At 65.8% G+C, this 24072-nt stretch carries 25 protein-coding genes; 9 read left to right on the top strand and 16 right to left on the bottom strand.

Going from position 1 to position 24072, the window contains the following annotated elements; translation table 11 throughout:
• Positions 1-497: 497 nt before the first annotated feature.
• Both RO07_RS17625 and RO07_RS17620 read left to right on the top strand, forming a co-directional pair.
• Entirely contained in the window at positions 498-1139 is a 642-nt protein-coding gene (locus RO07_RS17625; protein ID WP_052266686.1) for a TetR/AcrR family transcriptional regulator, read from the top strand.
• Positions 1140-1150: 11 nt separating this feature from the next.
• A complete protein-coding gene (locus RO07_RS17620; protein ID WP_039404465.1) occupies positions 1151-2119 on the top strand; it encodes a LysR substrate-binding domain-containing protein in 969 nt (322 codons plus the stop codon).
• 142 nt (positions 2120-2261) lie between these two features.
• Here RO07_RS17620 and RO07_RS17615 read toward each other — a convergent pair whose 3' ends face one another.
• The 3 genes from RO07_RS17615 to RO07_RS17605 are packed head-to-tail and all read right to left on the bottom strand — an operon-like array spanning position 2262 to position 4692.
• A complete protein-coding gene (locus RO07_RS17615; RefSeq protein WP_039404463.1) occupies positions 2262-2966 on the bottom strand; it encodes an MOSC domain-containing protein in 705 nt (234 codons plus the stop codon).
• Positions 2963-3859, bottom strand: a complete 897-nt coding sequence (locus RO07_RS17610) for a dihydrodipicolinate synthase family protein (protein ID WP_039404461.1) — start codon at positions 3857-3859, stop codon at positions 2963-2965. Before RO07_RS17610 ends, RO07_RS17615 begins: the two co-directional genes overlap by 4 nt.
• Positions 3860-3909: 50 nt before the next feature.
• Complete coding sequence (locus RO07_RS17605) at positions 3910-4692, bottom strand: aldolase (protein ID WP_039404459.1); 783 nt, start codon at positions 4690-4692, stop codon at positions 3910-3912.
• A gap of 147 nt (positions 4693-4839) precedes the next feature.
• Between RO07_RS17605 and RO07_RS17600 the strand changes: the two genes are divergently transcribed.
• Entirely contained in the window at positions 4840-5382 is a 543-nt protein-coding gene (locus RO07_RS17600) for a helix-turn-helix domain-containing protein (RefSeq protein WP_039404457.1), read from the top strand.
• 136 nt (positions 5383-5518) lie between these two features.
• On the opposite strand, the gene RO07_RS17595 is transcribed toward RO07_RS17600, so the two are convergent.
• The 12 genes from RO07_RS17595 to RO07_RS17540 all read right to left on the bottom strand — a co-directional run bounded on the left by RO07_RS17595 (position 5519) and on the right by RO07_RS17540 (position 16410).
• Positions 5519-5878: a helix-turn-helix domain-containing protein gene (locus tag RO07_RS17595; RefSeq protein WP_052266685.1), complete on the bottom strand. Its 360-nt coding sequence runs from the start codon at positions 5876-5878 to the stop codon at positions 5519-5521.
• Between the two features lie 211 nt (positions 5879-6089).
• A complete protein-coding gene (locus RO07_RS17590; protein ID WP_039412686.1) occupies positions 6090-6800 on the bottom strand; it encodes an ABC transporter ATP-binding protein in 711 nt (236 codons plus the stop codon).
• Positions 6797-7567 (bottom strand): ABC transporter ATP-binding protein, encoded by a 771-nt coding sequence (locus tag RO07_RS17585; RefSeq protein ID WP_039404455.1) that lies wholly within the window; start codon positions 7565-7567, stop codon positions 6797-6799. Before RO07_RS17585 ends, RO07_RS17590 begins: the two co-directional genes overlap by 4 nt.
• A complete protein-coding gene (locus RO07_RS17580) occupies positions 7564-8538 on the bottom strand; it encodes a branched-chain amino acid ABC transporter permease (protein ID WP_072637216.1) in 975 nt (324 codons plus the stop codon). The genes RO07_RS17585 and RO07_RS17580 overlap by 4 nt, the downstream gene beginning before the upstream one ends.
• Before the next feature lie 8 nt (positions 8539-8546).
• Positions 8547-9467, bottom strand: coding sequence for a branched-chain amino acid ABC transporter permease (locus tag RO07_RS17575; protein ID WP_039404453.1), 921 nt, complete (start codon positions 9465-9467; stop codon positions 8547-8549).
• Positions 9464-10339, bottom strand: a complete 876-nt coding sequence (locus RO07_RS17570; RefSeq protein ID WP_039404451.1) for an alpha/beta hydrolase — start codon at positions 10337-10339, stop codon at positions 9464-9466. The genes RO07_RS17575 and RO07_RS17570 overlap by 4 nt, the downstream gene beginning before the upstream one ends.
• Positions 10340-10549: 210 nt before the next feature.
• Positions 10550-11743 (bottom strand): ABC transporter substrate-binding protein, encoded by a 1194-nt coding sequence (locus RO07_RS17565; protein WP_052266683.1) that lies wholly within the window; start codon positions 11741-11743, stop codon positions 10550-10552.
• 210 nt (positions 11744-11953) lie between these two features.
• Complete coding sequence (locus RO07_RS17560; protein ID WP_039404449.1) at positions 11954-12949, bottom strand: amidohydrolase family protein; 996 nt, start codon at positions 12947-12949, stop codon at positions 11954-11956.
• Positions 12950-13028: 79 nt separating this feature from the next.
• Positions 13029-13577 carry a 3-hydroxyanthranilate 3,4-dioxygenase gene (locus RO07_RS17555; protein WP_039404447.1) on the bottom strand — a complete coding sequence of 183 codons (549 nt, stop codon included), beginning with the start codon at positions 13575-13577 and terminating at the stop codon, positions 13029-13031.
• 79 nt (positions 13578-13656) lie between these two features.
• A complete protein-coding gene (locus RO07_RS17550) occupies positions 13657-14091 on the bottom strand; it encodes a RidA family protein (protein ID WP_039404445.1) in 435 nt (144 codons plus the stop codon).
• An 84-nt stretch (positions 14092-14175) separates the two neighbouring features.
• Positions 14176-15648 carry a 2-hydroxymuconic semialdehyde dehydrogenase gene (locus tag RO07_RS17545; RefSeq protein ID WP_039404443.1) on the bottom strand — a complete coding sequence of 491 codons (1473 nt, stop codon included), beginning with the start codon at positions 15646-15648 and terminating at the stop codon, positions 14176-14178.
• 195 nt (positions 15649-15843) lie between these two features.
• The gene (locus tag RO07_RS17540; RefSeq protein WP_039404441.1) at positions 15844-16410 is read right to left on the bottom strand and encodes an SRPBCC family protein; all 567 of its coding nucleotides are present in this window, start codon (positions 16408-16410) and stop codon (positions 15844-15846) included.
• 381 nt (positions 16411-16791) lie between these two features.
• On the opposite strand from RO07_RS17540, the gene RO07_RS17535 reads away from it, so the two are divergent.
• From RO07_RS17535 to RO07_RS17510, 6 genes are all read left to right on the top strand, one after another.
• On the top strand, positions 16792-17835 hold the full coding sequence (locus RO07_RS17535) for a LacI family DNA-binding transcriptional regulator (protein ID WP_039404439.1): 1044 nt from the start codon (positions 16792-16794) through the stop codon (positions 17833-17835).
• 256 nt (positions 17836-18091) lie between these two features.
• Complete coding sequence (locus RO07_RS17530) at positions 18092-19105, top strand: extracellular solute-binding protein (protein ID WP_039404437.1); 1014 nt, start codon at positions 18092-18094, stop codon at positions 19103-19105.
• 49 nt (positions 19106-19154) lie between these two features.
• Positions 19155-19979: an ABC transporter permease gene (locus RO07_RS17525; protein WP_039404435.1), complete on the top strand. Its 825-nt coding sequence runs from the start codon at positions 19155-19157 to the stop codon at positions 19977-19979.
• 5 nt (positions 19980-19984) lie between these two features.
• Complete coding sequence (locus RO07_RS17520; RefSeq protein ID WP_039404432.1) at positions 19985-20788, top strand: ABC transporter permease; 804 nt, start codon at positions 19985-19987, stop codon at positions 20786-20788.
• 40 nt (positions 20789-20828) lie between these two features.
• On the top strand, positions 20829-21872 hold the full coding sequence (locus tag RO07_RS17515) for an ABC transporter ATP-binding protein (RefSeq protein WP_039404429.1): 1044 nt from the start codon (positions 20829-20831) through the stop codon (positions 21870-21872).
• A gap of 7 nt (positions 21873-21879) precedes the next feature.
• Positions 21880-22707 carry a phosphodiesterase gene (locus tag RO07_RS17510; protein WP_039404427.1) on the top strand — a complete coding sequence of 276 codons (828 nt, stop codon included), beginning with the start codon at positions 21880-21882 and terminating at the stop codon, positions 22705-22707.
• Positions 22708-22816: 109 nt separating this feature from the next.
• Here RO07_RS17510 and hmpA read toward each other — a convergent pair whose 3' ends face one another.
• Positions 22817-24019: an NO-inducible flavohemoprotein gene (gene hmpA, locus RO07_RS17505; RefSeq protein WP_039404425.1), complete on the bottom strand. Its 1203-nt coding sequence runs from the start codon at positions 24017-24019 to the stop codon at positions 22817-22819.
• Between the last annotated feature and the right edge of the window lie 53 nt (positions 24020-24072).

Raw genomic sequence — 24072 nt, 5'->3', positions numbered from 1 at the left:
ACTATGTAGGAATGCGCCGACGCGATATCGGAAGAGACGTTGGCGCCGTGCGCCTGACGCGAGCCGACTCGCAAGCTCCCGCGAACGATGCGTGCGCACTGCGAGTCGGCGTGTCGCGTAGGCGGCGTCTTACGGCGATACGCGTCCACGCCTATTTCTTCGTATATGAAGAGTCCGATGCAGCGCATATCGACGCGGAAATATGACATCGGAATTGTTCAATTTTGAAGTATTCGATTTGAGCGAAATGCGTGGCCCGAGCGCTGAGCGGTGTGCACGTAATGCGCGGTAACTCGGCGTATTACGCGATGTCTGTCATCGCAATCCGCGTTGTATGCGTTGAAATACCGGGAAAGTCCGGGGGAGTGTTTGCGCTTAGTTTTCGCCGCAAGCTGCGTTTGCGCTGGCATACTGTGCGCGCTGACGTTCGGTATCGACTTCAGTGGACGTTAAGACAATACGATTGAGGTGCTCGGCCTATCCGCGCAGGCTTACCTATGCCACAAGTCAAGAAAGAAGACATTCGTCTGGCCATCCTCGAAGCATCGCATGCCCTGTTTCTCGAAAAGGGTTATGTCGACACCACGATGGTGCAGATCGCCAAGCGAGCGGGTATTTCGCACGCGAACATCTACAGCTATTTCACTGCCAAGCTGCAAGTCTTCTTTTGCGTCTACGAACAATGGTTCAAGGCGCGCATCGCAAATCTGGAAGCGGACGTCATGGCCGCGCACGGCTCGCATGCCCGCATGCGGACGTTGTTGCGCGGGCTGCTCGTCGATATGCCGCAGCTCGACAACGGCTTCTCGCACAACCTCGTACAGGCGCTGGCAACGGTGAGCGCGGGCGATCCGTACGATCCGTCGCTGCTGCAGTGGTTCCGGGAACGCCTGTCGGGCATGCTCGCCGCCAGCGCGCCCAGTCTGGCCCGCGACGGCGTGCGGCGCGCGCGTCTGGTCGACATGGTGGTGCTGACCTTCGACGGCTGCCTCGTCAATCATCACATCAACCCGGCCTCGCTGCCCGATGTGGCAATGCTCGAAGAATACGTCGCCGCCTTCCTGTCGACCGAGCCCGGCGGGCAGACGCCGCCGCAGGGAAGCCCTGTGACGCCGTCCGGCTCGCCCGCGGCGGTCTGAACGGGACGCCGATGCGCTCACTCCCCTGGACCGCCCTCAATCTCGGAAGAAAGCTCAAGTTTCATCAGCTTCAGGTGTTCGACCGCGTGCTCGAAACGGGCTCGCTCGTGCGAGCCGCCAATGAGACCGGACTGACGCAACCCGCCGTCAGCAAGATCGTGCATGAGCTGGAAGCCTGTTTCGAAGGCCCACTCTTCGTGCGCAGCAACCGCGGCATGCAGCCCACCGAACTGGGCGAGTTGCTCGGCCGTCGGGTGAAGTCGCTGATGGCCGAACTGCGCTATCTGACCGACGAGGTGAACGCCTTCAGTGCCGGCACCAGCGGACATGTGTTCGTCGGCACGCTCATCTCGGCCTCGGCGGATTTGCTGCCGCGCACGATTGCCATGCTCAAGTCGCGCGCGCCCGGCGTGCTCGTCACGGTGCGCGAAGCCACGACGGCGCAGTTGTTCCCGGCACTGGCGAGCGGCGATCTCGACATCGTCGTCGGCCGTCTGCCGGAGCGGGCGCTGCCGGTGGCCAACGCGTTTGCGCTCACGCACGAGGTGCTCTTCAACGAATCGCTTTGCGTGGTCGGTGGTACGCGCCATTGGGAGGGCGCCGGTGAACGTGTGCCGCTGGCGCAACTGCGCGAAGGCGCATGGATTCTGCCGGTGCCGGAGTCGCCGTCGCGGCTGGCCGCCGAGCGTCTCTTTCACGACGCCGGGTTGTCGCTGCCGGAGGACGTGGTGGAATCCCTGTCGGTGCTCACGAATATCGGTCTCATGCTGGAGACGGCGCGCGTGGCGCTCATGCCGCGCGCCGCGGCTACGCCATTCGTCGAGTCGGGCTTGCTGCGCGTGCTGGCCGATACCATGCCGGGCAGCTTTGGCGATGTGGGCTATTCGTTGCGCTCGGACAAGCAGCCGAGCCCCGCGTGCGAGCGGTTCGTCGCCTGTCTGCGCGAAGCCTGCGGGCTCGAGCCGGTGCCGAAGGACTAGGGCGCGCCTGTTCACGCGAATAGCGCGAACAGGCCCTGGTCGGTGTCGGGAGCCCGAGCGGCGCGCGGCAGCCGATCGGCGTTGCGCCGACGGCCGACGTGCGCCATCTACCGGTCGTCAGGCCAGCCGGGGAAGCGGCCCGTCATCCTTCAAGCCGTTTCGTCCAGTCCTCGACCTGACGTTCCGTCCGGCGCTTGTCGAGCAACCTGCGCCAGCTGGGAGGTAATATCGGAACATCGCTCAGCGCGTCGAGCGCGGCCATGTCGAGCGTGCGCCGGTACAGCACATCGAGCACCGTCGACAGCGACCACTGCGGATACCAGCGCTCATGCAGCGCCAGCATGTCGCCCGGCGCCACCCAGCCTTCGTGCAGCACGCGGTAGTACCAGCCGGTCCGGCCGCTTTGCTGCACGAGTGCCGCCATCCGCGGATGATCGAAGCGCGCATTGAGCTTCCAGCACGGTTGCCTCGACTGCGACACCTGCAGCACGGCGCCGCCCAGCGTGAAGACGTCGCCAAGACACACGTCGTGCTCGGTGATGCCGTGCGTCGACAGGTTCTCGCCGAAGGCACCCGGTTGCGCGAGCACGTCGCGCGCGCCGATCTGCTCGGACCACCACGCATAGTGATCGCGCGCATAGTGATGGACCGCCTTGTCCGGTCCGCCGTGATGCCGCGCATCGGCCTGCTCGTCACCGGCAAAACCGAGCGCGCCCAGCCATATGCGGGCGTCGACGGGCTGCTTGTCGATCGCACTGGCGTGCGGCGTGCCGGCCAGCGGCCGGCTCGCGCCGACCCGTACCGCGGAGATGGCGGCCGCGATCGCCGGCCGGGTGGCGTCGCTCATGCCGGGACGCCGCACGGGAGTGTCGCGAGCAGGCGTTCGAGTTCGCGCGTGCGTGCGTCGCCAAGCGGCAGCAGCGGCTTCCTCGGGTCGCCGGCATCGAAACCGCGCAATCGCAATCCAGCCTTCACGGTTACCGGCAACCCGCCGTTGACGATGAACTGCAAGAGCGGCAACTGCGCATGAAACACCGCCCGCGCGCGCGCCAGATCGCCGGCCCGCATCGCGTCGTACAACGCGAGCGGCAGCGCCGCGTTCAGGTTCGGCGCGGCCGTGCACCATCCGGCCGCGCCCGCGGCCAGCGCGGCGAGCGCCATCGGATTACTGCCGTTGTAGAACGGGATCGTCCCGTCGCTCAACTGCGCGAGCCGGTGCATTCGCCCGATGTCGCCGGTGCTTTCCTTGACCATCGTCACGTTGTCCACGGTCCTGCAGATCGTCGCGATCAGGTCGGGCGACATGTCGACGCCGCTCGTCGCCGGATTGTTGTACAGCATGATCGGGATGCCGATCGCGTCGCCGATCGCGCGGTAATGCGCGACGATCTCGTCGTTGCCGAGCTTCCAGTACGACACGGGCAGTACCATCACGGCATCGGCGCCGGCCCGTTCGGCGAAGCGCGCACGGCGTACGGCGCCCGCCGTCGTGAGATCGGAGATGCCGACGATGGTCGGCACGCGCCGGCGCACCGCGCGAATCGACGCGGACGCGACCGACTCCCATTCGTCGTCGGACAGATAAGCGCTCTCGCCGGTGCTGCCGAGCGGCGCGATCGCGTGAACGCGATCGGCGATCAGTCGCTCGATCAGGGCATCGAGCGCGTTCAGGTCGACATCGCCGCTGGCGGAAAAGGGCGTAACAGGGTAGGCAATGATGCCTTGCAACAGAATGGACACGATCTGTATTCCTCAATGATGGTCGGAAACGACGGGAGCGCTGCGCGCGTTCATGCGACGCAATCGCGATGCGCGCGCAAGGCGCGCCGCGCGTAGTAGTCGAACGTCACGGCGTCGCGCTTGGGCTTCGAAATCCAGTCGTGCGCTTCCCGTGCCAGCGCTGGCGGAACCGGCTTGATCTCGCCGGCCGACATCGCCAGCAGTTGCAGCTTCGCTGCCCGCTCGATCAGCAACGCGAGCATGCACGCTTCCTCGATCGTCTTGCCGACCACGAGCTGGCCGTGGTGCGAGAGCAGGATCGCACGCTTGTTGCCGAGCGCCTTCGCGATGATCTCGCCTTCCTCGTTGCCGACCGGCACGCCGGGCCAGTCCTTCAGGAACGCGCAATCGTCGTACAGCGGGCAGGTGTCCATGTGCGATACGACGAGCGGCTGCTCGAGCATCGACAGCGCCGCGACGTGCGTCGGATGCGTATGAATGATGCAGTTCACGTCCGGGCGCGCGCGATAGATCCACGTGTGGAAACGGTTGGCCGGATTCGGAATGCCGTCGCCGTCGACGACACCGAGATCCTCGTCGACGCGCAGCAGGTTCGCGGCCGAGATCTCGTCGAAGCCGAGCCCGAGCCGCTGCGTGTAATACGTGCCCGCATCGTCCGCGCGACAGGTGATCTGCCCGGCCAGGCCGGAATCGTGACCGGCGTCGAACAGGATTCGGCATGTGAGCGCGAGTTTTTCCCGCGCCGACCAGCCGCTGTCGCCCACCTCGTTCTCCAGACGCCGTTCTGCCAATGCGATCAGCGTCTCTTTCGTCAAATTCAGCGTTTCCGCCATGTTCACCTCCTCAAGGGGTTGGATGTGTCGTGCCGCTCGCCACCGCTTGGCGAGGCTTCGCAATGAACCGTCAAACAACACGTTGTGGATTATAGGACACTTTGTGTCATGAGATACAATTAGTTTTCTTGAACGACATTCGCCCCCATGACGATTCGCCTGAAACTGCTCAGAAAACAGAAGCGCTGGACGCTCGACGTGCTGGCCAACGAGACGGGTCTCACCAAGAGCTATCTGTCGAAAGTCGAGCGCGGCCTGAGCGTGCCGTCGATTGCGGTCGCGCTGAAGTTGTCGAAGGCGCTGAACGTGGATGTCGAACAGCTATTCTCGGAAAGCCGCAATCGGGAGTTGATCACTGTCACGCGCGCCGGCGAGCGCGCGGCGATGGGCCCGCAGGCGGACGGTCACGCGCACCGTTTCGAGAGCATCGCGGCCGGCGTCGCGCCGAAGAAAATGCTGCCGTTCGTCGTCCATCCGCCGCATGAATTTGTCGCGTCGACATTCCGCGAACACGAAGGCGAGGAGTTCCTGTTCGTGCACAAGGGGCGCGTCGAAATCGAATTTCCGAATGAAACCGTGCAGCTCAGGACCGGCGATTCCGTCTACTTCAACGCACTCATCCCGCATCGCACGCGCAGTCTCGGCGCGGCGCAGGCGGAGATCCTGGTCATCGTCAGCCACGACGATTGAGTTCCGGCGTCCCATGTAAAAGAGGGCGGCACATCGATATACCTGCTTATCGATGTACCGCCCAAGTCGTGCACCGGCGCATGAGCCAGCGCGGCGACAAGGCCGCCAACAAACGGCTTATATGGAGGCGCTTGAATCAGAGGCGAGCCAGCGAGGACACCAGCGACGGATTTTGCTGCACGAGCCGAATCAGACAGGCGGCCTGTGCATTGGGCCGCGCGCGCCCCTGTTCCCAGTTTTCGAGCGTGCGCGGGTTGGTGCGCAGATAGTGTGCGAAAACATTGCGTGACATCCCCAGATGCTTGCGCAGCGCCAGCAACTCGTCCGGAAAGACCTCGAGCTTTGGCAACGGTGTGCGCGGCAACTCCTTGATATTGAGCGGAAGATCCGCAGGTAGACCGTTCTCGACGTGTGCCGGCTCGGTGGGCGGCGGCGCACCGGTGTCCTGCGAAAGCAGCCAGCGGAAGGGATTGGAAGGCGTGTTTGAGTAAGCCATAGTCCTGACCGGTGTCCTAGTGAGTGTGTGAAAAGAAGGTGCTTGCAAATTCCATCAAGCGGAGCCGATTGCATCACATGGACCGGCTGGGTGCTTTCACAAATCACTCCTGATTTTCGCGTCTGACACCTATCGAGTACTACGCATATTGTGCAAAGCGCGTGCCGTGCAGTGCACATCCCATGCGCGGGACGCGCACTGCGGGCCCGCGTCACACGCCGAGGTACGTCTGCAATTCCGGCAACGCCCCGCGCAATGCGTTCGAGTCGCCTTGCCAAGCCACGCGGCCCTTGTCGACGATGTAGTGACGATCGCCGAGCTCGAGCATCGGCGCGAGATTCTTGTCGATGCACAGGATCGAGAGGCCGCTGCCTTTGAGCTGCTTGAGGCATTGCCAGATTTCACCGCGAATGAGGGGGGCGAGGCCCTCCGTCGCTTCGTCGAGAATGAGCAATTTCGGATTCGTCATCAACGCACGGCCGATGGCCAGCATCTGCTGCTCGCCGCCCGAGAGGTTGCTGCCGAGGTTCTTTTCGCGCTCTCGCAGGCGAGGAAACAGCCCATAGATGCGTTCCAGCGTCCACGGCGAACTCGCGCCGTGCCGATTGCCTGCGGTGGCCACCAGGTTCTCGCGTACGGTCAATGTCGGAAAAATCTGGCGCCCCTCGGGGACGAGTCCCATCCCCGCACGCGCGATGCGGTGTGATGGGCTCGCGTGAATCGGCTGACCGTCGAAGACGATCTCGCCGCGCGCGGGGCGCATGAGGCCGGTCATCGACTTCACTGTGGTCGATTTGCCCATGCCGTTGCGGCCGAGCAGCGTGACGAACGCCCCGCGCTCGATCTCCAGCTGCATGCCGAACAGCGCCTGACTCGCGCCGTAGTACGACTCGACGCCGGTCAAAGACAACAAGGTGCTCATGCCGTCGCTCCCAGCATTTCGTTGCGGTTTTCGTCCCCGAGGTAGGCTTCTCGCACGCCCGCGTCGTTGCGGATGGCGTCGGCGTTGCCGCACGCAATGGCGCGTCCGTAGACGAGCACCGTGATGCGGTTGGCCAGCGCGAAGACGGCGTCCATGTCGTGTTCCACGAGCACGATGGCGTAGTCGCCCTTGAGGTCGGCAAGCAGATGCGTCATTTGTTCCGACTCGGCTTGTGACATGCCGGCCATCGGCTCGTCGAGCAGCAGCAGCTTCGGACGCCCGGCCAGCGCCATGGCCAGTTCGAGTTGCCGGTGCTCGCCGTGGGCGAGGGCGCTTGCCGGCACGTGCATGCGCGCCGCGAGCCCCGTGCGCGCCAGAATCTCGCGGGCCGGTTCGACGAGCGCCGCTTCGCGAATGGCCGGACGCCAGAAGCCGAAGCTGTGGCCCTGCATCGCCTGCACGGCCACGAGCACATTCTCCAGCGCCGTGAACTCGCGAAACACGGAGGTGATCTGGTAGGAGCGCGCGAGCCCCGCGTGGGCGCGCTGCTCGATCGGCATGGCGGTGATGTCGCGGCCGTCGAAGTGGATGGTGCCTTCGTCGGAGCGCAGTTCTCCGGCGAGCTGGCCGATGAGCGTGCTCTTGCCGGCGCCATTCGGGCCGATGATCGCGTGCAGTTCGCCCGGCGCGACGTCGAGACAGAAATGATCGGTCGCGGTCAGGCCGCCGTAGCGTTTGACCAGCCGGTCGACTTTGAGAAGACTCATGCCTTGCCCTCCACGGTGCCGGTGCGGCGTGCGAGCCGCACCTGGAGGTCGCCGAGCAGCCCGTAAAGGCCGCGCCGGGAGACGAGGACCGCCACCACGATGAGCGGCCCGAAGATGATCATCCAGTGCTCGGTCATGCCTTTGAGCCATTCCTCGATCAGCAGCATGGCGGCGCTGCCGAGCACCGGCCCGAAGAACGAGCCGAGCCCGCCGAGCACGACCATCACGATGAGTTCGCCCGACGCGGTCCACGCCATGTAGGCCGGCGAGACGAAGTGGGTGAGATTGGCGTAGAGCATGCCGGCGACGCCGCAGACCATCGCGCTGATGACGTAGGCGACCAGCTTGTAGCGCAGCGTGGGATAGCCGAGGGCGCGCATGCGGCGATCGTTCTGGCGTGCACCGCGAATGACCATGCCGAAGCGCGCGTCCACCAGCCGGCGACCGGCCCACACGCACAGACACAACACGGCGAAGGCCACGTAGTACAGCACGGCCGGGTCGTCGAGCGAGACGCTGCCGAAGCGGCTGCCGGCCGACACGGGCAGGCCGTCGTCGCCGCCGTACTGCTTCAGGCTGACGGCAAGGAAGTAGAACATCTGCGCGAACGCGAGCGTGATCATGATGAAGGCGATGCCCGTCGTGCGCAGCGAGAGCAGACCGGTGACGGCGCCTACGAGTGCGCACAGGAGCAGCGTTGCGCCGAGATGCACGAAGCCGTTGTCCACGCCGTGATAGCTCAGGATGCCGACCACGTAGGCGCCGAGGCCGAGATACAGCGCGTGGCCGAAGCTCACCATGCCGCCGTAGCCGAGAATCAGGTCGAGCGAGACGGCGGCGATGGCGAACACCACGATGCGCCCGAACAGCGTGAGGAAGAACGGTTGCTGGGCAAACGTCGCGTACAGGGGCACCAGCGCCAGCACAGCCAGCAACAGCAATGGCACGGCGGTGCGAAGATTGAGTTTCATTTCCATCGTCAACCGTGTTTGACCGGGAAGAGACCTTGCGGACGCACGGCAAGCACTGCCGCCATCACAAGATAGATGAGCATCGAAGCGAGCGCGGGCCCGGCGGTGTCGGCCGTGCTGCGCTCGAGCAGGCTGCGCAGCAGCGTGGGCAGCAGCGTGCGTCCCACGGTGTCGACCACGCCGACGATCAGCGCCGCGAGAAACGCACCGCGCACCGAGCCGATGCCGCCGATCACGATCACCACCATCGTCAGGATCAGGATGGGCTCGCCCATGCCGGGCTGCACCGAGAGGATCGGGCCGGCCATGAGTCCGGCAATGCCGGCGAGGATCGCGCCCAGTCCGAACAGCAGCGAGTTGAGCAGCACGATGTTCACGCCGAGCGCGCCGACCATCTGACGATGCGTCGCTCCGGCGCGGATCAGCATGCCGATGCGCGTGCGGTGAATGAGCAGATAGCAGCCGAGCGCCACGGCCAGCCCCACCACGATGATGAGGAAACGGTAGGCCGGGTACGGCAGACCGAACAGATCGATCGTGCCGGAGAGCCACTCGGGCACTTCCATGTAGTACGGCGATGGGCCCCAGATCATGCGCGCCAGTTCGTTGAAGAACAGGATCAGACCGAACGTGGCGAGCACCTGGTCGAGGTGGTCGCGGTCGTAGAGCGTCTTGAGCGCGACGAACTCGACGATCAGCCCGATGATCAGCATCGCGGGCACGATGGCCACGGCGGCCAGCGCGAACGAACCGGAGTGGTTGTACACGGTCGCGGCGATGAACGCGCCCATCATGTAGAGCGAACCGTGCGCGAGGTTCACGAAGTTCATGATGCCGAACACCAGCGTGAGGCCGGCGGCCATCAGGAACAGCAGCACCCCGAGCTGCAGCCCGTTCAGGCACTGCATGAGAAATAGCGTGGGGCTCATGTCGCCTCCCCGGTGGCGAGGCCCATCTGGCGGAAAATCGCCTGCGTGAGCGGGCTGGTCGGGTCGTTGAGCGTCAGTACGATGTCGTAGTGATTGGTGCCGGGCATCGGCACGTACTTGCCCGCGAAGCCGCGTGCGCGCCAGGCGGCGAGATAGTCGTCGCTCTGGCGCTTGAACTCGGCCGTCTCGGTCTCGCCATAGGACACCACGATCGGACAGCCGCGCTCGGGCAGATGGAATTGCGGGCTGTTGCGGTGGGCGTCCTCGGCCGAGAGTTTTATCCACTCGTTGATATGCGTGAACGGGATCGGCGTGAGATCGAAGAGGCCCGAGAGCGGTGCGGCGCCGGCGATCACGTCTTCCGGCACACCGTAGTCGGCGTGCCAGCCGCCCGAGAGCAGCATGCCCACCAGATGGCCGCCGGCGGAACTGCCGCATACGTGGATGCGGCGTGCGTCGCCGTGATGCTCGCCGATATGGCGGTGGACCCAGGCCAGCGCGCGGCGCGTCTGGTCGACGATGGTGTCGAGCGATGCGGCCGGTGCGAGCGTGTAGTTAATCGTCACGACCGTGGCGCCGGCTCGCGTGAAGGCGGGCGCCATGTTGCTCGAGTCGCTCTTGTTGAGCGCGCGCCAGTAGCCGCCGTGAACGAAGAAGAAGACGGGAGCGCCCGGTTGCGGCGCGGGGAAGATGTCGAGCGTCTCGTCGGGGTGTGTCCCGTAGGCGACGTCGAGAACGCACGGCGTGCTCTCGCGCGCGTGCGCGCTCTGGGCGGCGTACTGCGCGAGGATGTCGAGAAAGTTGGGCGTGGTGGCGCGAGCGTTGTACTGGACGTCCAGCTCGGCCTCGTCGAAATTGCGGTAGCGCTTCATAAACCCTCGATGGTGCTCAGGTATGGCTCGGGTCGTGCAACGGCGGTGCCGGCGGGCGGAGGACGCCAGGGGCACATCAGCAACTGCGGGCGGCGCGCGGGACGTCATCGTCACACGTGCGCCGTTTGCGGCGGATTCGTCGTGCGGCGCGGCGTCGTGGGACGTCGCGCCGGCATGTTTCGGAGGAAACGGGGGGCGAGGCCCGCGGCCTTACGACTTCATCTTGCACTGCGCGGCCAGATTGGCACGCGTCTTGATATCGATCTTGCCCTTGGCCGCAAACGCGGCGCCCGTGGCGTCCTTCACGACATCCACGCGGTAGAACTGCGCGATGGGGAACTGGTTGCTGGCGAACTTGAACGGCCCGCGCACCGACTGGAAGTCGGCGGCCTTGAGCGCCGTGCGCAGCGCTTCGCGATCGGTCACGCTGCCCTTGGTTTTGGCGAGCGCCGAGTCGATCAGGTTGGCCGCGTCGTACGACTGCGCGGCGTACATCGACGGCACGCGGTTGTATTTCTTCTGGAAGGCCGCCACGAACTGCTTGTTCTGCGCGTTATCGAGGTCCGGCGAGTAGGGCGCGCTGGTGATGGCGCCCACCGCCAGCTCCTTGAGCGCGGGCAGGGTCGAGCCGTCGATGGTCGAGACCGAGATCAGCGGAATCTTGCCGAGCAGGCCGGCTTGACGGTATTGCTTGACGAAGTTCACGCCCATGCCGCCCGGATAGAACACGTAGACGGCGTCGGGCTTGGCGGCCTGCAACTGCGCGATCTCGGCCGAGTAGTCGGGCTGGTTGACCTGCGTGTAGACCTCGTCGACGATCTGCCCCTTGTAGTCGCGCTTGAAACCGTTCACGGCGTCGCGTCCCGCCTGGTAGTTCGGGGCCATCACATACATCGTCTTGTAGCCCAGATCGGTCGAGAGCTGACCGCCGGCCTCGTGCAACTCGTCGTTGTCCCACGATGTCGAGAAGAAGTTCGGCGAGCACTGGGCGCCGGCAATCGGCGTCGGGCCGGCGTTCGAGCCGACCATGACCACGCCCGCGTTGGTCACGTTCTTGTGAATCGCCATCATCACGTTGGAGAACGTCACGCCGGTGATGATCGAGACCTTGTCGCGCTCCACGAGCTTCTGCGCGGCCTGCACGCCGACGTCGGGCTTGAGCTGGTCGTCTTCCTTGATCACCTGCACCGGCACGCCGCCCAGCTTGCCGCCCTTTTGCTCGATGGCGAGCATGAAGGCGTCGTACTGGTCCTGGCCGAGCGCGCCGCCCGGGCCGGAGAGCGTGCCGATAAAGCCGATCTTCACGTCAGCGTGCGCGCCGCCCGAGGCGAGCAGGGCCGCCGCGGCAGCAAGGGCGCCGAGCGCGGCGATGGCTTTGCGTTGCGTGGTCTTCGTTCCCGTCATCATGGTCTCCAAACTAAGTTCCGGTTCTGGCAAACACTGCCAGCAGAGGATTCGCGCCGGGATACCTGAGCGCTTCTTCACGTCGGTCATCGCAACCCTGGCGCGTTGGACAAGACTAAATTGTTTAAGCATCAAGTATTTCAGTGCCCAGCCTAAACGACGCCTATTACGTAGGCAAGCAATTTCAAAAACACCTCGGGAAAGCACCAGTTACAGGTTGAAGAACTCCCGGGCGTTGCCGGCCAGGATGCGCTGGCGGTCGGCCTCGTCCAGGCCCGGCTGTTCGGCCACGAGGCGGCCGATGTCCTGCTCGCCCAGCGGGAACGGGTGGTCCGAGCCGAGCATGATGCGGTGCACACCCATGGTGTCGACGAGCAGACGAAGGGCGCGCGGGTCGAACACGGCGCTGTCCACGTAGAAGCGGTCGAGATAATGGGACGGCGGGTGCGGACTGTCGGCGCGCACGATGTCGCGGCAATGCCACGCGTTCTCGGCGCGGCCGAGCAGGTACGGGAACGCGCCGCCGCCGTGGGCGAAGCACAGCTTGAGCGAGCGTGGCAGGCGTTCGAAGGCGCCCGAGAGAATGAGCGAGAGGATCGAGAGCTGCGTTTCGGCGGGCATGGCCACGAGCCACGGCATCATCCACTTCTTCATGCGGCCGTCGGTCATCATGTCCCACGGATGGACGAGTACGGGGATGTGCTCGTTGCCGCAGTGCCGCAAAAAGCTCACGAGGTGTTCGTCGTCGAGATCTTTGGGGCCGAGGTGGTTGCCGATCTGCACGCCGACGTGACCGGTCGCCTTGGCGCGCGAAGCCTCGGCGCAGGCCAGATCGAGGTCCTGCAGCGGCACTTGCGCCATGGCCTTCAGGCGCGCGGGCGCGTAGGCGCAGTGCTCCAGCGCGAGGTCGTTCATGCGCTGCACCCAGTCCATGACGGTACGACCCTCGTAGCGGTAGCCGAACATGATGGGCGTGGCGCACACGACCTGCAGGTCGATGCCATGGCGATCGAGCTCCTCGATGCGCAGCGCGGGATCCCACAGCGCGCGGTAGACCGGGCGGAAGGCGCGGTCGTCGAGCATGATGTTGCCGGTCTCGCCGCTCTCGTCGATGCGCAGCCAGGGCGCGGTGGCGGGGTCGAGGCGGGCCGCCTCCTCCCGCGTGATGCGCGGGAAGAAGTGGGCGTGCATGTCGATTTTCTTCATTACGTGACGAGTGATGGACGGGGTGGGGCGCTGCCGGCGGGGATGGCACGGCCAACGCCCGGGTAACGATTCATGCGATTCATGCGGATGCGGCCGCCCTGGGTTGTGCGGCGCGTCCCGGGTGAATCTCGCCGCAGGCGGGGCAGCGGCGCAGCGACTCGCTGCCGTAGAACGTCTCGAAGAGCGGCGGCAGATCGGTCACGATGCTCTTGAGCTGCACTTCGACGCGATGCACCTGCGTGCCGCAGTTCAGGCAATACCACTCGAATCCGTCGACGAGGCCGGCCGGACGTTGGCGCTCGATGACCAGGCACAGGCTGCCGGCTTCGGGCCGCTGCGGCGAGTGACGCACGTGCGGCGGCAACAGGAAGATGTCGCCCTCCCTGAGATCGACGCGCTCCGCCTTGCCGTCGATCCAGAGATTGACCCAGGCGTTGCCCTTGAACTGGTAAAAGAACTCTTCGAGTGGATCGTCGTGATAGTCGGTGCGATGGTTCGGCCCCCCCACGACCGTCACGATGAAATCGCTGTCCTGCCAGACCTGCTGGTTGCCGACGGGTGGCTTGAGCAGATGCGCGTGATCGTCGATCCAGCGCTGGAAATTGAAAGGCTTGCCATACGTCAACATGCTGTCTCCCGGGTCATGCCGCGTCAGGTGTCGTATCGGATGTGTGGTATCGAAGCTGTCGGGTGCGTGCGCGTTTGCGTCAGCGCCCGCGTGGCGCGTAGGCCACGCACTTGATTTCGACGAGCAGCAGCGGGTGCGGCAACTGGTGCACCGCAACGGTGGTGCGCGTCGGCCCCGTCTCGTCGAAGTACTCGCCGTACACCTCGTTGTAGCCGCCGAAGTCGTTCATGTTCACGAGGAAGGCGCCGACTTCGACCACGTCGGAGAGCGAGGCGCCTTCGCTCGCGAGAATGTCCCGGATGTTCTCGATGACGGCGCGCGTCTGCGCGCGGATATCGAGCTTGGTCACCCCCAGCGCATCGACCTCGGCGCCTGCGTAGGTGTTGTCCGGGCGGCGCGAGCTCGTGCCCGAGACGAACAGGAAGTCGCCGGCGCGCTTGATGTGCGGGAACCTGCCGCGCGGCCTGGCCTTGCCGGCGACCACCCGGGCTTTCGTGTCTTGCGTTGCGCTCATGCTGTCTTGTCTCCGTTGTGCCTTGGCGTGGACGGCGCGCGGGTGCGGTGGTCCGACCCCCATCGGAGCCGCCGCACCGTCGCCTCACAGTTTGATGCAGATGTTGGTGATTTCGGAATAGAAGTCGAGCGAGTGGCGTCCGCCTTCGCGGCCCAGGCCCGAGAGCTTCACGCCGCCGAACGGTGTGCGCAGGTCGCGCAGGAACCAGGTGTTGACCCATACCAGCCCGGTCTGGAACTGGCGCGCCACGCGGTGCGCGCGCGACAGATTCGTCGTCCAGACGCAGCCCGCAAGGCCATAGTCGCTGTCGTTGACGCGGCGGATCACTTCGTCCTCGCTGTCGAACGGCGCGACGTGGCACACCGGGCCGAAGATCTCCTCGCGCACGCAGCGCGCCGTGTCGGGCAGTCCGGTCCAGACCGTGGGCTGGACGAACGCGCCTTCGTCGCGGGCGTCGCCGAAGACAGGCACGCCGCCGCCGGTCACGACGCTCGCGCCTTCCTCGACGGCCAGGCGATAGTACGAGAGCACCTTGTCGCGATGCTTGCGTGAGACGAGCGGGCCCATCTGCACGCCGGTGGCCTCGGGGGCGTCGATGCGCAGGGCGGCGGCGCGCTCGGCGAGCGCGGCCACGAAGCGCTCGAAGATCGGCCGTTCGACATACACGCGCTCCGAGCACAGGCAGACCTGACCGGCATTGGTGAACGACGAACGCACCACGCCGTCGACGGCGGCATCGAAGTCGGCATCGGCGAAGACCACCGCGGCGTTCTTGCCGCCCAGTTCGAACGAGATTTCCTTCACGCCGTCGGCCACGGCTTTCATGATGGCGCTGCCCGTGCGCGACTCGCCGGTAAACGTGATGGCGGCCACGTCGGGGTGCTTCGTGAGGAATTCGCCGGCCGAGTCCGGCCCGAAACCATGCACGAGGTTGAAAACGCCAGGCGGCACGCCTGCTTCGTGCATGACCTCGGCGAGCAGCGTGGCCGAGGAGGGCGTTTCCTCCGACGGCTTGGCCACCACGCAATTGCCCATGGCGAGCGCCGGGGCGACCTTCCACGTAAAGAGCAGCAGCGGCAGGTTCCACGGCGAGATGATGCCGATCACGCCGAGCGGCTTGCGCGTGACGTAGTTCATCACGTCGCCGCCGTCGGCCGCGCGCATTTCATAGACTTCGCTGCCGGCGGTCTTGATGAGGTCGGCGAACATGCGGAAATTGGCAATGCCGCGCGCGATGTCGAGCGTGCGGGCCTGTTCGACCGGGCGACCGGTGTCGGCCACTTCGGCGGCGACGAAGTCGTCGAAGCGCGCCTGGATGCCGTCGGCGATGCGATGCAGCATGGCGGCGCGCTCGGCCGGGGTGGTCTTGCTCCACGGCCCGTCGTGCAGCGCGCGACGCGCGGCGGCGACGGCGCGCTCGACGGTGGCGGCGTCGGCCTCGCAGACCCTGGCGACGAGCCGGCCGTCGACAGGGCTCACGTTATCGAACTGGCGATCGGTGGCGACGAACGCGCCATCCACGTAGTGCCGCAGCAGCGGCGGAGTCGCAAGGCTCACGAGGTCTCCTGGAGCTTCAATGTCATGGCAGGGAGGCGCGCGCCGTGCAGGACAGCCACGGATCGCCGGATGCCCACCAGTCTAGGCATCCGGCTGTATAAAAAATAATGAAATCTATCGAATCGTCTATTCCTGAATGGAATATCAGAATTGGGCGCCGAGGTGCGCGGTGTTGCGCTGTATTGCCCGGGGAGCTCAGTGCCGCGAGGTGTGGCTCATGCGGGCGCGGGCTTCGCGCAAGTCTCGCGGTGTTCGTTCCTGGCCGATCGTCGCGGGCGGCAGGTCGGTATCGAGGCATTCGACCAGATGTGCATTGAGCACGGCCGCGAGCCCTTCGCCGCCGCGCCGCATCACGTAATTGTGATTCCAGCGAAAGAGTGGCTGGGCGAGCGGCGCGAGCTTGTCCATCCATGCGCGCCGGGTATGAACGTCCCATAGATAGCGGACGACCGTGATCGCCCCTTCCTTCTCGAAGCGCCACACGCCGGTGCCTTCGACCTCGCCGCTCGCCTCGGCGCGCACCTCGCGCATGGGGTCCACGTGCGTGACGCGCGTCTGAAAGATGAGGGAGTAGGGTAGCGCGCCGCGCCAGGTCAACTCGCGCACGGCGCCGACGCCCTCGCTGTCGCCCGGATCGAGCGTGCGCACGTCCCGGACGCAGGGCCACCAGCGAGCCCAATGATCGATGTCGCGGATCGTGTCCCAGACTTCGTCGAGCGGCGCGGTGAGCCGCCACAAGGTGAGGAAGTGATAGTCGTTCATGGCCAATCCCGGTCGTGGAGAGAAGGGTGCCGTCAGGCCCTGTCGCGAGGGGGAATTTCAGTATAGGCGGTGCAGGATCGAGGCGATGCCGGGTTGCCGCTGGGGGGGCGGAGAAGTGGGGAGGCGGACCGGGGCCCCGTTCTGCAGCGAGTTGGGTCTATGTCTGAGCGGCGGAATGGGGCCCCGGTCCGCCGGGGCGTGTGCAGCATGGGGCGTGTGCAGCAGCATGGGGGATGGGAAAGGCGTCGGCTGTCATCAATTCATCACAATGCCTCCATAGAATCCCGGAGTGAAAACGTTTTCGTAAACGTTTACATTTGCGTAAAAGCCGGCAACTCCGGAATCCACGGAGTCTTGCCAGTACTTATCGAGGAGACGAGGGTGGCTGATATTCGGGACGTGGCGCAGCGTGCGGGATGTTCGATTGCGACCGTGTCGCGCGCGCTCAATTCGCCGCAGCTCGTGCGTCCCGAGACGCTTGCGAGGGTGCAGGCCGCCGCCGCCGAGCTGAAATTCCGCCCCAATGCGCTGGGCCGCCAGTTGCGCGGCGAGCGCACCGGTCTCATCGGGGTGATGCTGCCCACGCTCGGCAATCCGGTCTTCGCCGACTGCCTCGAAGGGATCGAGGCGGCCATCGACGGCACCGGGCACCGCCTGCTGCTCGTCACCACCCAATACGACCCCGAACGCGAGCGCAATGCGATCGAGACCCTCCTGCAGCAGCGCGTCGACGGTTTGCTCCTGACGCTGGCCGACGCCGAGCACAGTGCGCTCATCGACGATCTCGCCGCCGAAGGGGTGGCGTGCCAGTTGGTGTACAACGACGCGCCGCTGCGCCCGTGCGTTTCGGTCGACAATCGGGCCGCGGCGGCACAGGGCGTGGCCATGCTGATCGACGCCGGGCATCGCGACATCGTCATGGTGACGGGCGCGCTGCATGCTTCCGATCGCGCCAAGCGACGCTACCTCGGCTATGGCGACGCCATGCACGCCGCCGGCCTCACACCGCTGCCGGCGTTCGAAATCGATTTCAACAGCGGGGCTCGCGGCGAGCGGGTGCGCGAATGGCTGGCGCAGCGCGAGCGCGACGGCGCGCGCCCGACCGCCCTGTTCTGCTCCAACGACCTGCTCGCGCTCGGCGTGATGCGCGCGCTGCGCGAAGCCGGGCTGCGCGTGCCCGACGACATCTCCGTGCTCGGCTTCGACGGGCTGGCCGTGGGCGAACTGCTCTCGCCCACGCTCGCGACCGTCGTCCAGCCGAGCGTGGACATCGGCCGGCACGCGGCGCAGCGGCTGCTCGCGCAGATCGACGGCCGCACGGGCGCGGTGCTCGCGCATGACGAAACGCTGGAACAGGCGCTGATCCTGCCGCACGAGATTCGTCGCGGCGGTACCGTGGCGGCGCCGCCACGTCGCGTCGAATGAAACCCAAGGCCGGGGCAGCGCGCAAGCAGTGCAGTTGCACGCGGCGGCAAGCAGGCAACGCATCAAGCGCATCAAGCAGTAAGCAGACAGCAGCAAGCACCAGGAAGCAACAAGCAAGTTGGCCGGCGACTGGCTCCGTCAGAGAGCACGGCGTCGGCCGAGGCAGTCAGGCATCCGGGCATCGTGCCCGCATTTTTCGGTAGATGGCAGCACACACGCTTGCCGCTCACGCTCAGACACACAGGAGCCAACAGAAATGAAGCTTTGGATCACCCGCGCCGTCCGCACGCTGGCGCTCTTCACCGTGCTCGGCGCAGGCGCCGCGCACGCCCAGCAGACCGCCATCTGCTACAACTGCCCGCCGGAGTGGGCCGACTGGGCCGGTCAGGTCAAGGCCATCGCGCAGGACACCGGCATTCGCGTGCCGCTGGACAACAAGAACTCGGGGCAGGCGGTCGCGCAATTGATCGCCGAACAGAAGGCGCCCGTTGCCGACATCGTCTACCTGGGCATCACGTCGGCCATCGAGGCCGCCAAGAAGGGCTTGCTCGCGCCGTACAAACCGGCGAACTGGGATCAGGTGCCCGCCAGCATGAAGGACCCGAACGGCCTGTGGACGACGATCCACTCGGGCACGGTCGGCTTCTTCATCAACCGCGACGCACTCGAGGGCAAGCCGGTGCCGCGTTCCTGGGCCGATCTGCTCAAGCCGGAATATCGCGGCATGGTGGGCTATCTCGACCCGAGCAGCGCCTTCGCGGGCTACGCCGCCGCGATCGCGGCCAACCAGGCGCTCGGCGGCACGATGGAGAACTTCGGCCCGGCGATCGGCTTCTTCCAGAAGCTCAAGGCCAACGCGCCGATCGTGCCGAAGCAGACGGCATATGCCCGCGTGCTCTCGGGCGAGATCCCCATCCTGATCGACTTCGATTTCAACGCCTACCGCGCCATCTACAAGGATCGCGCCAACGTGCAGTTCGTGATTCCGATGGAAGGCTCGGTGTCGCTGCCGTACGTGATCGCGCTCGTGAAGAACGCCCCGCACGCCGAGAACGGCAAGAAGGTGATCGACTACACGCTGTCCGACAAGGGCCAAGCGCATTGGGCGCAGGCGTTCCTGCGTCCGGTGCGGGCGAGCACGATGCCGGCCGACGTGGCGGCGAAGTTCCTGCCGGCGTCCGACTACGCTCGCGTGAAGCCGGTGGATCTGCAGAAGCTCGCGGCGCAGCAGGATGCGTTCGGTCAGCAATATCTGAAGAACGTTCGCTAACGGAAGGCTGAAAGTCGAAGGCCAACGAGGAAGAGGAGAAAAGCAAGCGATGCGTGACCTGACTCTGCCGCGCGGCTGGCGCGTGGCACTTCTGCTACCCGCGCTGGCGGTGTTCCTGGCGTTCTGGCTGTTGCCGATGGCCGCACTGGTGCAAGTCAGCGGCGACGGTCACGCGTTCGAGACCTATCGCGCGATTCTCACCAACGCGCGCTATCTCGACAGCCTGTGGCAGACCGTCGTGCTCTCCGCACTGGTCACACTTGCCACGCTGGCGTTGTCGCTTGTGGCGGGCCTCTTCCTCACCCGTCACGACTTCGTGGGCAAATCGGCGCTGGTGTCGATGCTCACGCTGCCCCTGGCGTTTCCGGGCGTGGTGGTCGGTTTCATGGTCATCATGCTCGCAGGGCGCCAGGGCCTCATCGGCGATATGACGGCAAAACTGTTCGGCGAGAAACTGGTGTTCGCGTATTCGCTCGCGGGCCTCTTTCTCGGTTACCTGTATTTCTCGATTCCGCGCGTGATCCTCGCGGTGATGGCCGCGGCGGAATCGCTCGATCATTCGCTCACCGAAGCCGCCGCATCGCTCGGCGCGGGGCCGTTTGCCATCGCGCGCGATGTCACGCTGCCGGCGCTCGCGCCGGCGCTGATCGCTTCGGGCGCGATGTGCTTCGCGACCTCGGTCGGCGCGTTCGGCACGGCTTTCACGCTGGCCACGGACATCGACGTGCTGCCGATGACCATCTATACGGAATTCACGCTCAACGCGAACGTCGCCACGGCGGCGGCGCTCTCGGTCATTCTCGGCATCGTCACGTGGGCGGTGCTCATGCTCGCCCGCAATTTCGCCGGGCAGACGGTGGCGGCGGGAGGCTGATCGACATGCTCAAGAAAATCCTCTTCGCGCTGCAACTGCTGCTCACGCTGCTCATGTGCGCGTTCCTGCTCGTGCCCGTGGGCATGTCGATTCTCGCCGGCCTGTCGGTGAACTACTTCCGCGGCCCGTCGGCGGGACTTACGTTCAAGTGGGTGATCCAGGTCTGGCAGGACTATCACGACGCCATCCTGAACTCGCTGTACGTCGGTGCGGCCACGCTCGTGCTCGTCACGCTGCTCGGCGTGCCGGCCGGCTACGTGCTGGCGCGCTGGCAGAGCCGTTTCGCGCGCTGGATCGAGGAACTGCTCACGCTGCCCATCGCACTGCCCGGGCTGGCCAGCGCGCTCGCGCTCATCAGCGTGTACGGCGGCATGCGCGGGTTTCGCGAGAGCCTCGCGTTCATCATCGTGGGGCACGTGATCTTCACGCTGCCGTTCATGGTGCGCGCCGTGGCCGCCGCCTGCGCCGACTCGCGCATCAAACTCATGGAGGAAGGGGCGGCCAGCCTCGGCGCGCGCTTTCTGCGCCGCTTCATGACCGTGGTGCTGCCCAATATCCGCAGCGAGATCGTGGCGGCCGCGCTGATCGTGGTAACGCTCTCGCTCGGCGAATTCAACCTGACGTGGATGCTGCATACGCCGGACACGAAAACGCTGCCGGTGGGGCTGGCGGACGCCTACGCGTCGCTGCGTCTGGAGATCGGCAGCGCGTACACGGCGGTGTTCTTCGTGCTGATCGTGCCGCTGCTCGTCGTCATGCAGATGACGGCCCAGCGAGCCAAGGTTCGCAATGCGCGCGGGCGCACCTGAGCGTGATCGCCCACACGCCACCGAATGCCAAGGAGTGACGATGAAACTGACTTCCATCCCGATCCATCTCGAACGCTGTGCCAAGACATTTCATGGCAACACCGTGCTGCAGCCGCTCGATCTGACGATCGGTGCGGGCGAGACGCTGGTGCTGCTCGGCCCGTCGGGGTGCGGCAAGACCACCACGCTGCGCATGATCGCCGGCCTGGAGCGGCCCGACGCCGGCGGGCACGTGCGCTTCGGCGACGAAGACGTGACGCGATTGCCCATCGAGAAACGTCGCGTGGGCATGGTCTTCCAGAACTACGCGCTGTTCCCCAACTTCACCGTGCGCGGCAACGTCGCCTATGGCCTGAAGCTGCGCGGGCTGCCGTCGGCGCAGATCGACAAGCGGGTCGACGAACTGCTCGATCTCGTGCATCTCACGCCGTACGCCGATCGTGCCATCGCCCAGCTCTCGGGCGGTCAGAAGCAGCGTGTCGCGCTCGCGCGTGCGCTGGCGCCCGAACCGCGCGTGCTGCTGCTCGACGAACCGCTCACCGCCCTCGACGCCAAGTTGCGCGAGACCGTGCGCGCCGACATGGACCGCCTGCTGCGCGGGCTGGGCGTGACCACGGTGTACGTCACGCACGATCAGGACGAAGCGATGGCGCTGGGCGATCGCATCGTGGTGATGAGCGCCGGGCGCATCGAGCAGATCGGCGCGCCGCGCGACATCTACTACCAGCCCGCGACGCGCCACGTGGCGAACTTCGTCGGCACGCTCAACCGTCTGGCGGGCGTGTGGCGCGAGGGGCACTTCCATCTGGAGGGCGGACGTCTTTCCTGCCCCGAGGTGCGTCCTGGTGTGGAGGAACTGTATTTCCGTCCCGAGGACGCCATCGTCGTGCCCGTCGACGACGCCTCGCTGTCGGGCCGCATCGAGGCCGTGCAGTTCCTGGGGGATCGCACGCGCCTGACGCTGGGCGGTGTGTCGGCCGCCGGCACGGTGCTCGTCGAGATATCCAGCCGCCGCGAGTGCCGCGTCGGCGACCGGGTGGGTTTGTCGCTGCCCGCCGCTCATGTCTTTTCGCTTCACGGATAAACCGCTCATGCTGTTCGCGCAAATCAGCGACCTTCACATCAAACGGCCCGGCAAGCTGGCCTATCGGCGCGTGGATACCGCCGCCTATCTCGAACGCTGCGTGGCGCGTCTGAATACGCTCGTGCCGCGTCCCGACTTCGTCGTGCTCACCGGCGATCTCGTCGACTTCGGCGCGCGCGAGGAGTACGAGCATCTGCGCCGCCTGCTCACGCCACTGCGGATTCCCTACTACCTCGTCATCGGCAATCACGACGGGCGCGACGCGCTGCGCGAAGTGTTTCCCGAACATGCCTATCTGGGCCGGCCCGGCGACTTCGTGCAGTACGCCGCGATGTTCGGGCCGCTTCGACTCGTGGCGCTCGACACGCAGAATCCGCCCAACGGTGGCGGCAAGCTGTGCGACGAACGGCTGCAGTGGCTCGACGCGACGCTCGCGAGCGATACCACGACGCCCACGGTCATCGCGATGCATCATCCACCTTTCGCGTGCGGCATCGAGCACATGGACGTTCAGGCGCTCGACGCGGCCGACGCCCGGAAGCTCGCCGCGATCGTACGCCGCCACGACAATGTCGAGCGACTGATCTGCGGTCACGTGCATCGGTCGATTCACACGCGCTTCGCGGGCACGATCGCGAGCGTATGCCCGTCGCCTGCGCACCAGGTGGCCCTCGATCTGCGCGAAGCGGGGCCGTCGGCCTGGGTGTTAGATCCGCCGGCGTTCCAACTGCATCGATTCACATCGCAGACCGGGCTGGTCTCGCACCTGGCGTTCGTCGACGATGCCGGTGGCTCGCATCCGTTCTACGACGCATCGGGCGCCCTGATCGACTGACGGGCGTCGCGCACTGGCGACTCACGAAGAATAAAGGCCCCGGACGGGGCCTTTGGCCCCATTCGGGGCCGAGTCGCTGAAGCGTCAGCGTCCCGATGGTGAGGGGGCGTTACAGCAGATGGTCGAGTGCGTCCGGGCCGAAGACTTCGCGGTGCAGACGCTCGGCGGGCACGCCGGCGTCGCGCAGGGCGCGCCATTGCGCCTGCATGAACGGCACCGGGCCGCACAGCAGGTAGTCGGCGTTGGCGGGCAGCGCGAGGTGCGACACGTCCATCAGACCGGCGAACGCGTAGTCGATACCTTCGCGGTCGGTCGGCAGCGGCGTCTCGAAGACGATCGCCGTACGCAGGTTCGGCAACGCTATCGCGGCGAATGCCAGATGGCGACGCAGCGCGAAGTGTGCGCCATTGCGGGCGGCGTGCGCGAACACGATCTCGCGGCGCGACCCCTTGGCGGCGAGTGCGGCCACCATCGACATCATCGGCGTGATGCCCACGCCGGCGCTGAGCAGCACGAGCGGATGAGCGGCATCGAGCTTGGTGGTGAATTCGCCGTAAGGCGGGCTCACGAGAATGCGATCGCCGGCCTTCAGATTGGCGTGCAACCAGTTCGACACCTGACCGGAGGGCTTGGTCCCGTCGGCGGCTTCGCGCTTGACGGTGATGCGCCAGTGCGGTGCGTTGGGCGCGTCGGACAGGCTGTACTGGCGGCGTTGCCGCAGGCCGTCAGGCAGCGTGACGGACACGCTCACGTATTGACCCGGCACGAACTCGCCCGGCGAGCCGCCTTCGGGCGTGTGCAGGTAGTACGACACGATATGGTCGGTCTCGCGGTCGACGTCGGCGACGACCAGCTCACGCAGCGTGCCCAGCGGCGCGTGGCTGCGCTCGGACAGGCGCGCTTCGGCAGCGATCAGCTCGCCGGCGAGCAGCCAGTACGCTTCGTCCCAGGCGGCGATGAGCTCGGGCGTGGCGGCGTCGCCCAGCACGTCTTTGATGGCGCCGAGCAGGTGGCGGCCGACGATGGGGTAGTGCGCCGGGGTGATGCCGACGCTGACGTGCTTGTGCACGATACGCTCGAGCACCGGGCCGAGCGCGGCGGCATTGTCGATGTTCGCGGCATAGGCGAACACGGCCGAGGCGAGCGACTGCTGTTGTGCACCGCTGGCCTGATTCCCCATGTTGAAGAGATTGCGCAACTCCGGATGCGCCTCGAACATGTTCGCGTAGAAACGACGCGTGATCGCAAGACCATGTTCGCGCAGCACGGGCACGCTTGCGTCGATGTAGGGGCGGGAAGCAGCGGAAAGCATGGCAAGACTCCTGTGATTTAAGATGCAAGTTAAATGCATCTTTTTCGGCGCAA

It is taken from the genome of Pandoraea pulmonicola (assembly GCF_000815105.2).
GTDB classification, from domain to species: Bacteria; Pseudomonadota; Gammaproteobacteria; order Burkholderiales; family Burkholderiaceae; genus Pandoraea; species Pandoraea pulmonicola.
Note: the sequence above shows the minus strand (reverse complement) of the source record. Positions and strands in the feature narration are given on the sequence as shown.

What these genes read in the sequence shown, in the direction of transcription:
- RO07_RS17625 (WP_052266686.1), top strand. Translation starts at nt 498, where the DNA reads ATGCCACAAGTCAAGAAAGAAGACATTCGTCTGGCCATCCTCGAAGCA.
- RO07_RS17620 (WP_039404465.1), top strand. Translation starts at nt 1,151, where the DNA reads ATGCGCTCACTCCCCTGGACCGCCCTCAATCTCGGAAGAAAGCTCAAG.
- RO07_RS17615 (WP_039404463.1), bottom strand. Translation starts at nt 2,966, where the DNA reads ATGAGCGACGCCACCCGGCCGGCGATCGCGGCCGCCATCTCCGCGGTA.
- RO07_RS17605 (WP_039404459.1), bottom strand. Translation starts at nt 4,692, where the DNA reads ATGGCGGAAACGCTGAATTTGACGAAAGAGACGCTGATCGCATTGGCA.
- RO07_RS17600 (WP_039404457.1), top strand. Translation starts at nt 4,840, where the DNA reads ATGACGATTCGCCTGAAACTGCTCAGAAAACAGAAGCGCTGGACGCTC.
- RO07_RS17595 (WP_052266685.1), bottom strand. Translation starts at nt 5,878, where the DNA reads ATGGCTTACTCAAACACGCCTTCCAATCCCTTCCGCTGGCTGCTTTCG.
- RO07_RS17590 (WP_039412686.1), bottom strand. Translation starts at nt 6,800, where the DNA reads ATGAGCACCTTGTTGTCTTTGACCGGCGTCGAGTCGTACTACGGCGCG.
- RO07_RS17585 (WP_039404455.1), bottom strand. Translation starts at nt 7,567, where the DNA reads ATGAGTCTTCTCAAAGTCGACCGGCTGGTCAAACGCTACGGCGGCCTG.
- RO07_RS17580 (WP_072637216.1), bottom strand. Translation starts at nt 8,538, where the DNA reads ATGAAACTCAATCTTCGCACCGCCGTGCCATTGCTGTTGCTGGCTGTG.
- RO07_RS17575 (WP_039404453.1), bottom strand. Translation starts at nt 9,467, where the DNA reads ATGAGCCCCACGCTATTTCTCATGCAGTGCCTGAACGGGCTGCAGCTC.
- RO07_RS17570 (WP_039404451.1), bottom strand. Translation starts at nt 10,339, where the DNA reads ATGAAGCGCTACCGCAATTTCGACGAGGCCGAGCTGGACGTCCAGTAC.
- RO07_RS17565 (WP_052266683.1), bottom strand. Translation starts at nt 11,743, where the DNA reads ATGACGGGAACGAAGACCACGCAACGCAAAGCCATCGCCGCGCTCGGC.
- RO07_RS17560 (WP_039404449.1), bottom strand. Translation starts at nt 12,949, where the DNA reads ATGAAGAAAATCGACATGCACGCCCACTTCTTCCCGCGCATCACGCGG.
- RO07_RS17555 (WP_039404447.1), bottom strand. Translation starts at nt 13,577, where the DNA reads ATGTTGACGTATGGCAAGCCTTTCAATTTCCAGCGCTGGATCGACGAT.
- RO07_RS17550 (WP_039404445.1), bottom strand. Translation starts at nt 14,091, where the DNA reads ATGAGCGCAACGCAAGACACGAAAGCCCGGGTGGTCGCCGGCAAGGCC.
- RO07_RS17540 (WP_039404441.1), bottom strand. Translation starts at nt 16,410, where the DNA reads ATGAACGACTATCACTTCCTCACCTTGTGGCGGCTCACCGCGCCGCTC.
- RO07_RS17530 (WP_039404437.1), top strand. Translation starts at nt 18,092, where the DNA reads ATGAAGCTTTGGATCACCCGCGCCGTCCGCACGCTGGCGCTCTTCACC.
- RO07_RS17525 (WP_039404435.1), top strand. Translation starts at nt 19,155, where the DNA reads ATGCGTGACCTGACTCTGCCGCGCGGCTGGCGCGTGGCACTTCTGCTA.
- RO07_RS17520 (WP_039404432.1), top strand. Translation starts at nt 19,985, where the DNA reads ATGCTCAAGAAAATCCTCTTCGCGCTGCAACTGCTGCTCACGCTGCTC.
- RO07_RS17515 (WP_039404429.1), top strand. Translation starts at nt 20,829, where the DNA reads ATGAAACTGACTTCCATCCCGATCCATCTCGAACGCTGTGCCAAGACA.
- RO07_RS17510 (WP_039404427.1), top strand. Translation starts at nt 21,880, where the DNA reads ATGCTGTTCGCGCAAATCAGCGACCTTCACATCAAACGGCCCGGCAAG.
- hmpA (WP_039404425.1), bottom strand. Translation starts at nt 24,019, where the DNA reads ATGCTTTCCGCTGCTTCCCGCCCCTACATCGACGCAAGCGTGCCCGTG.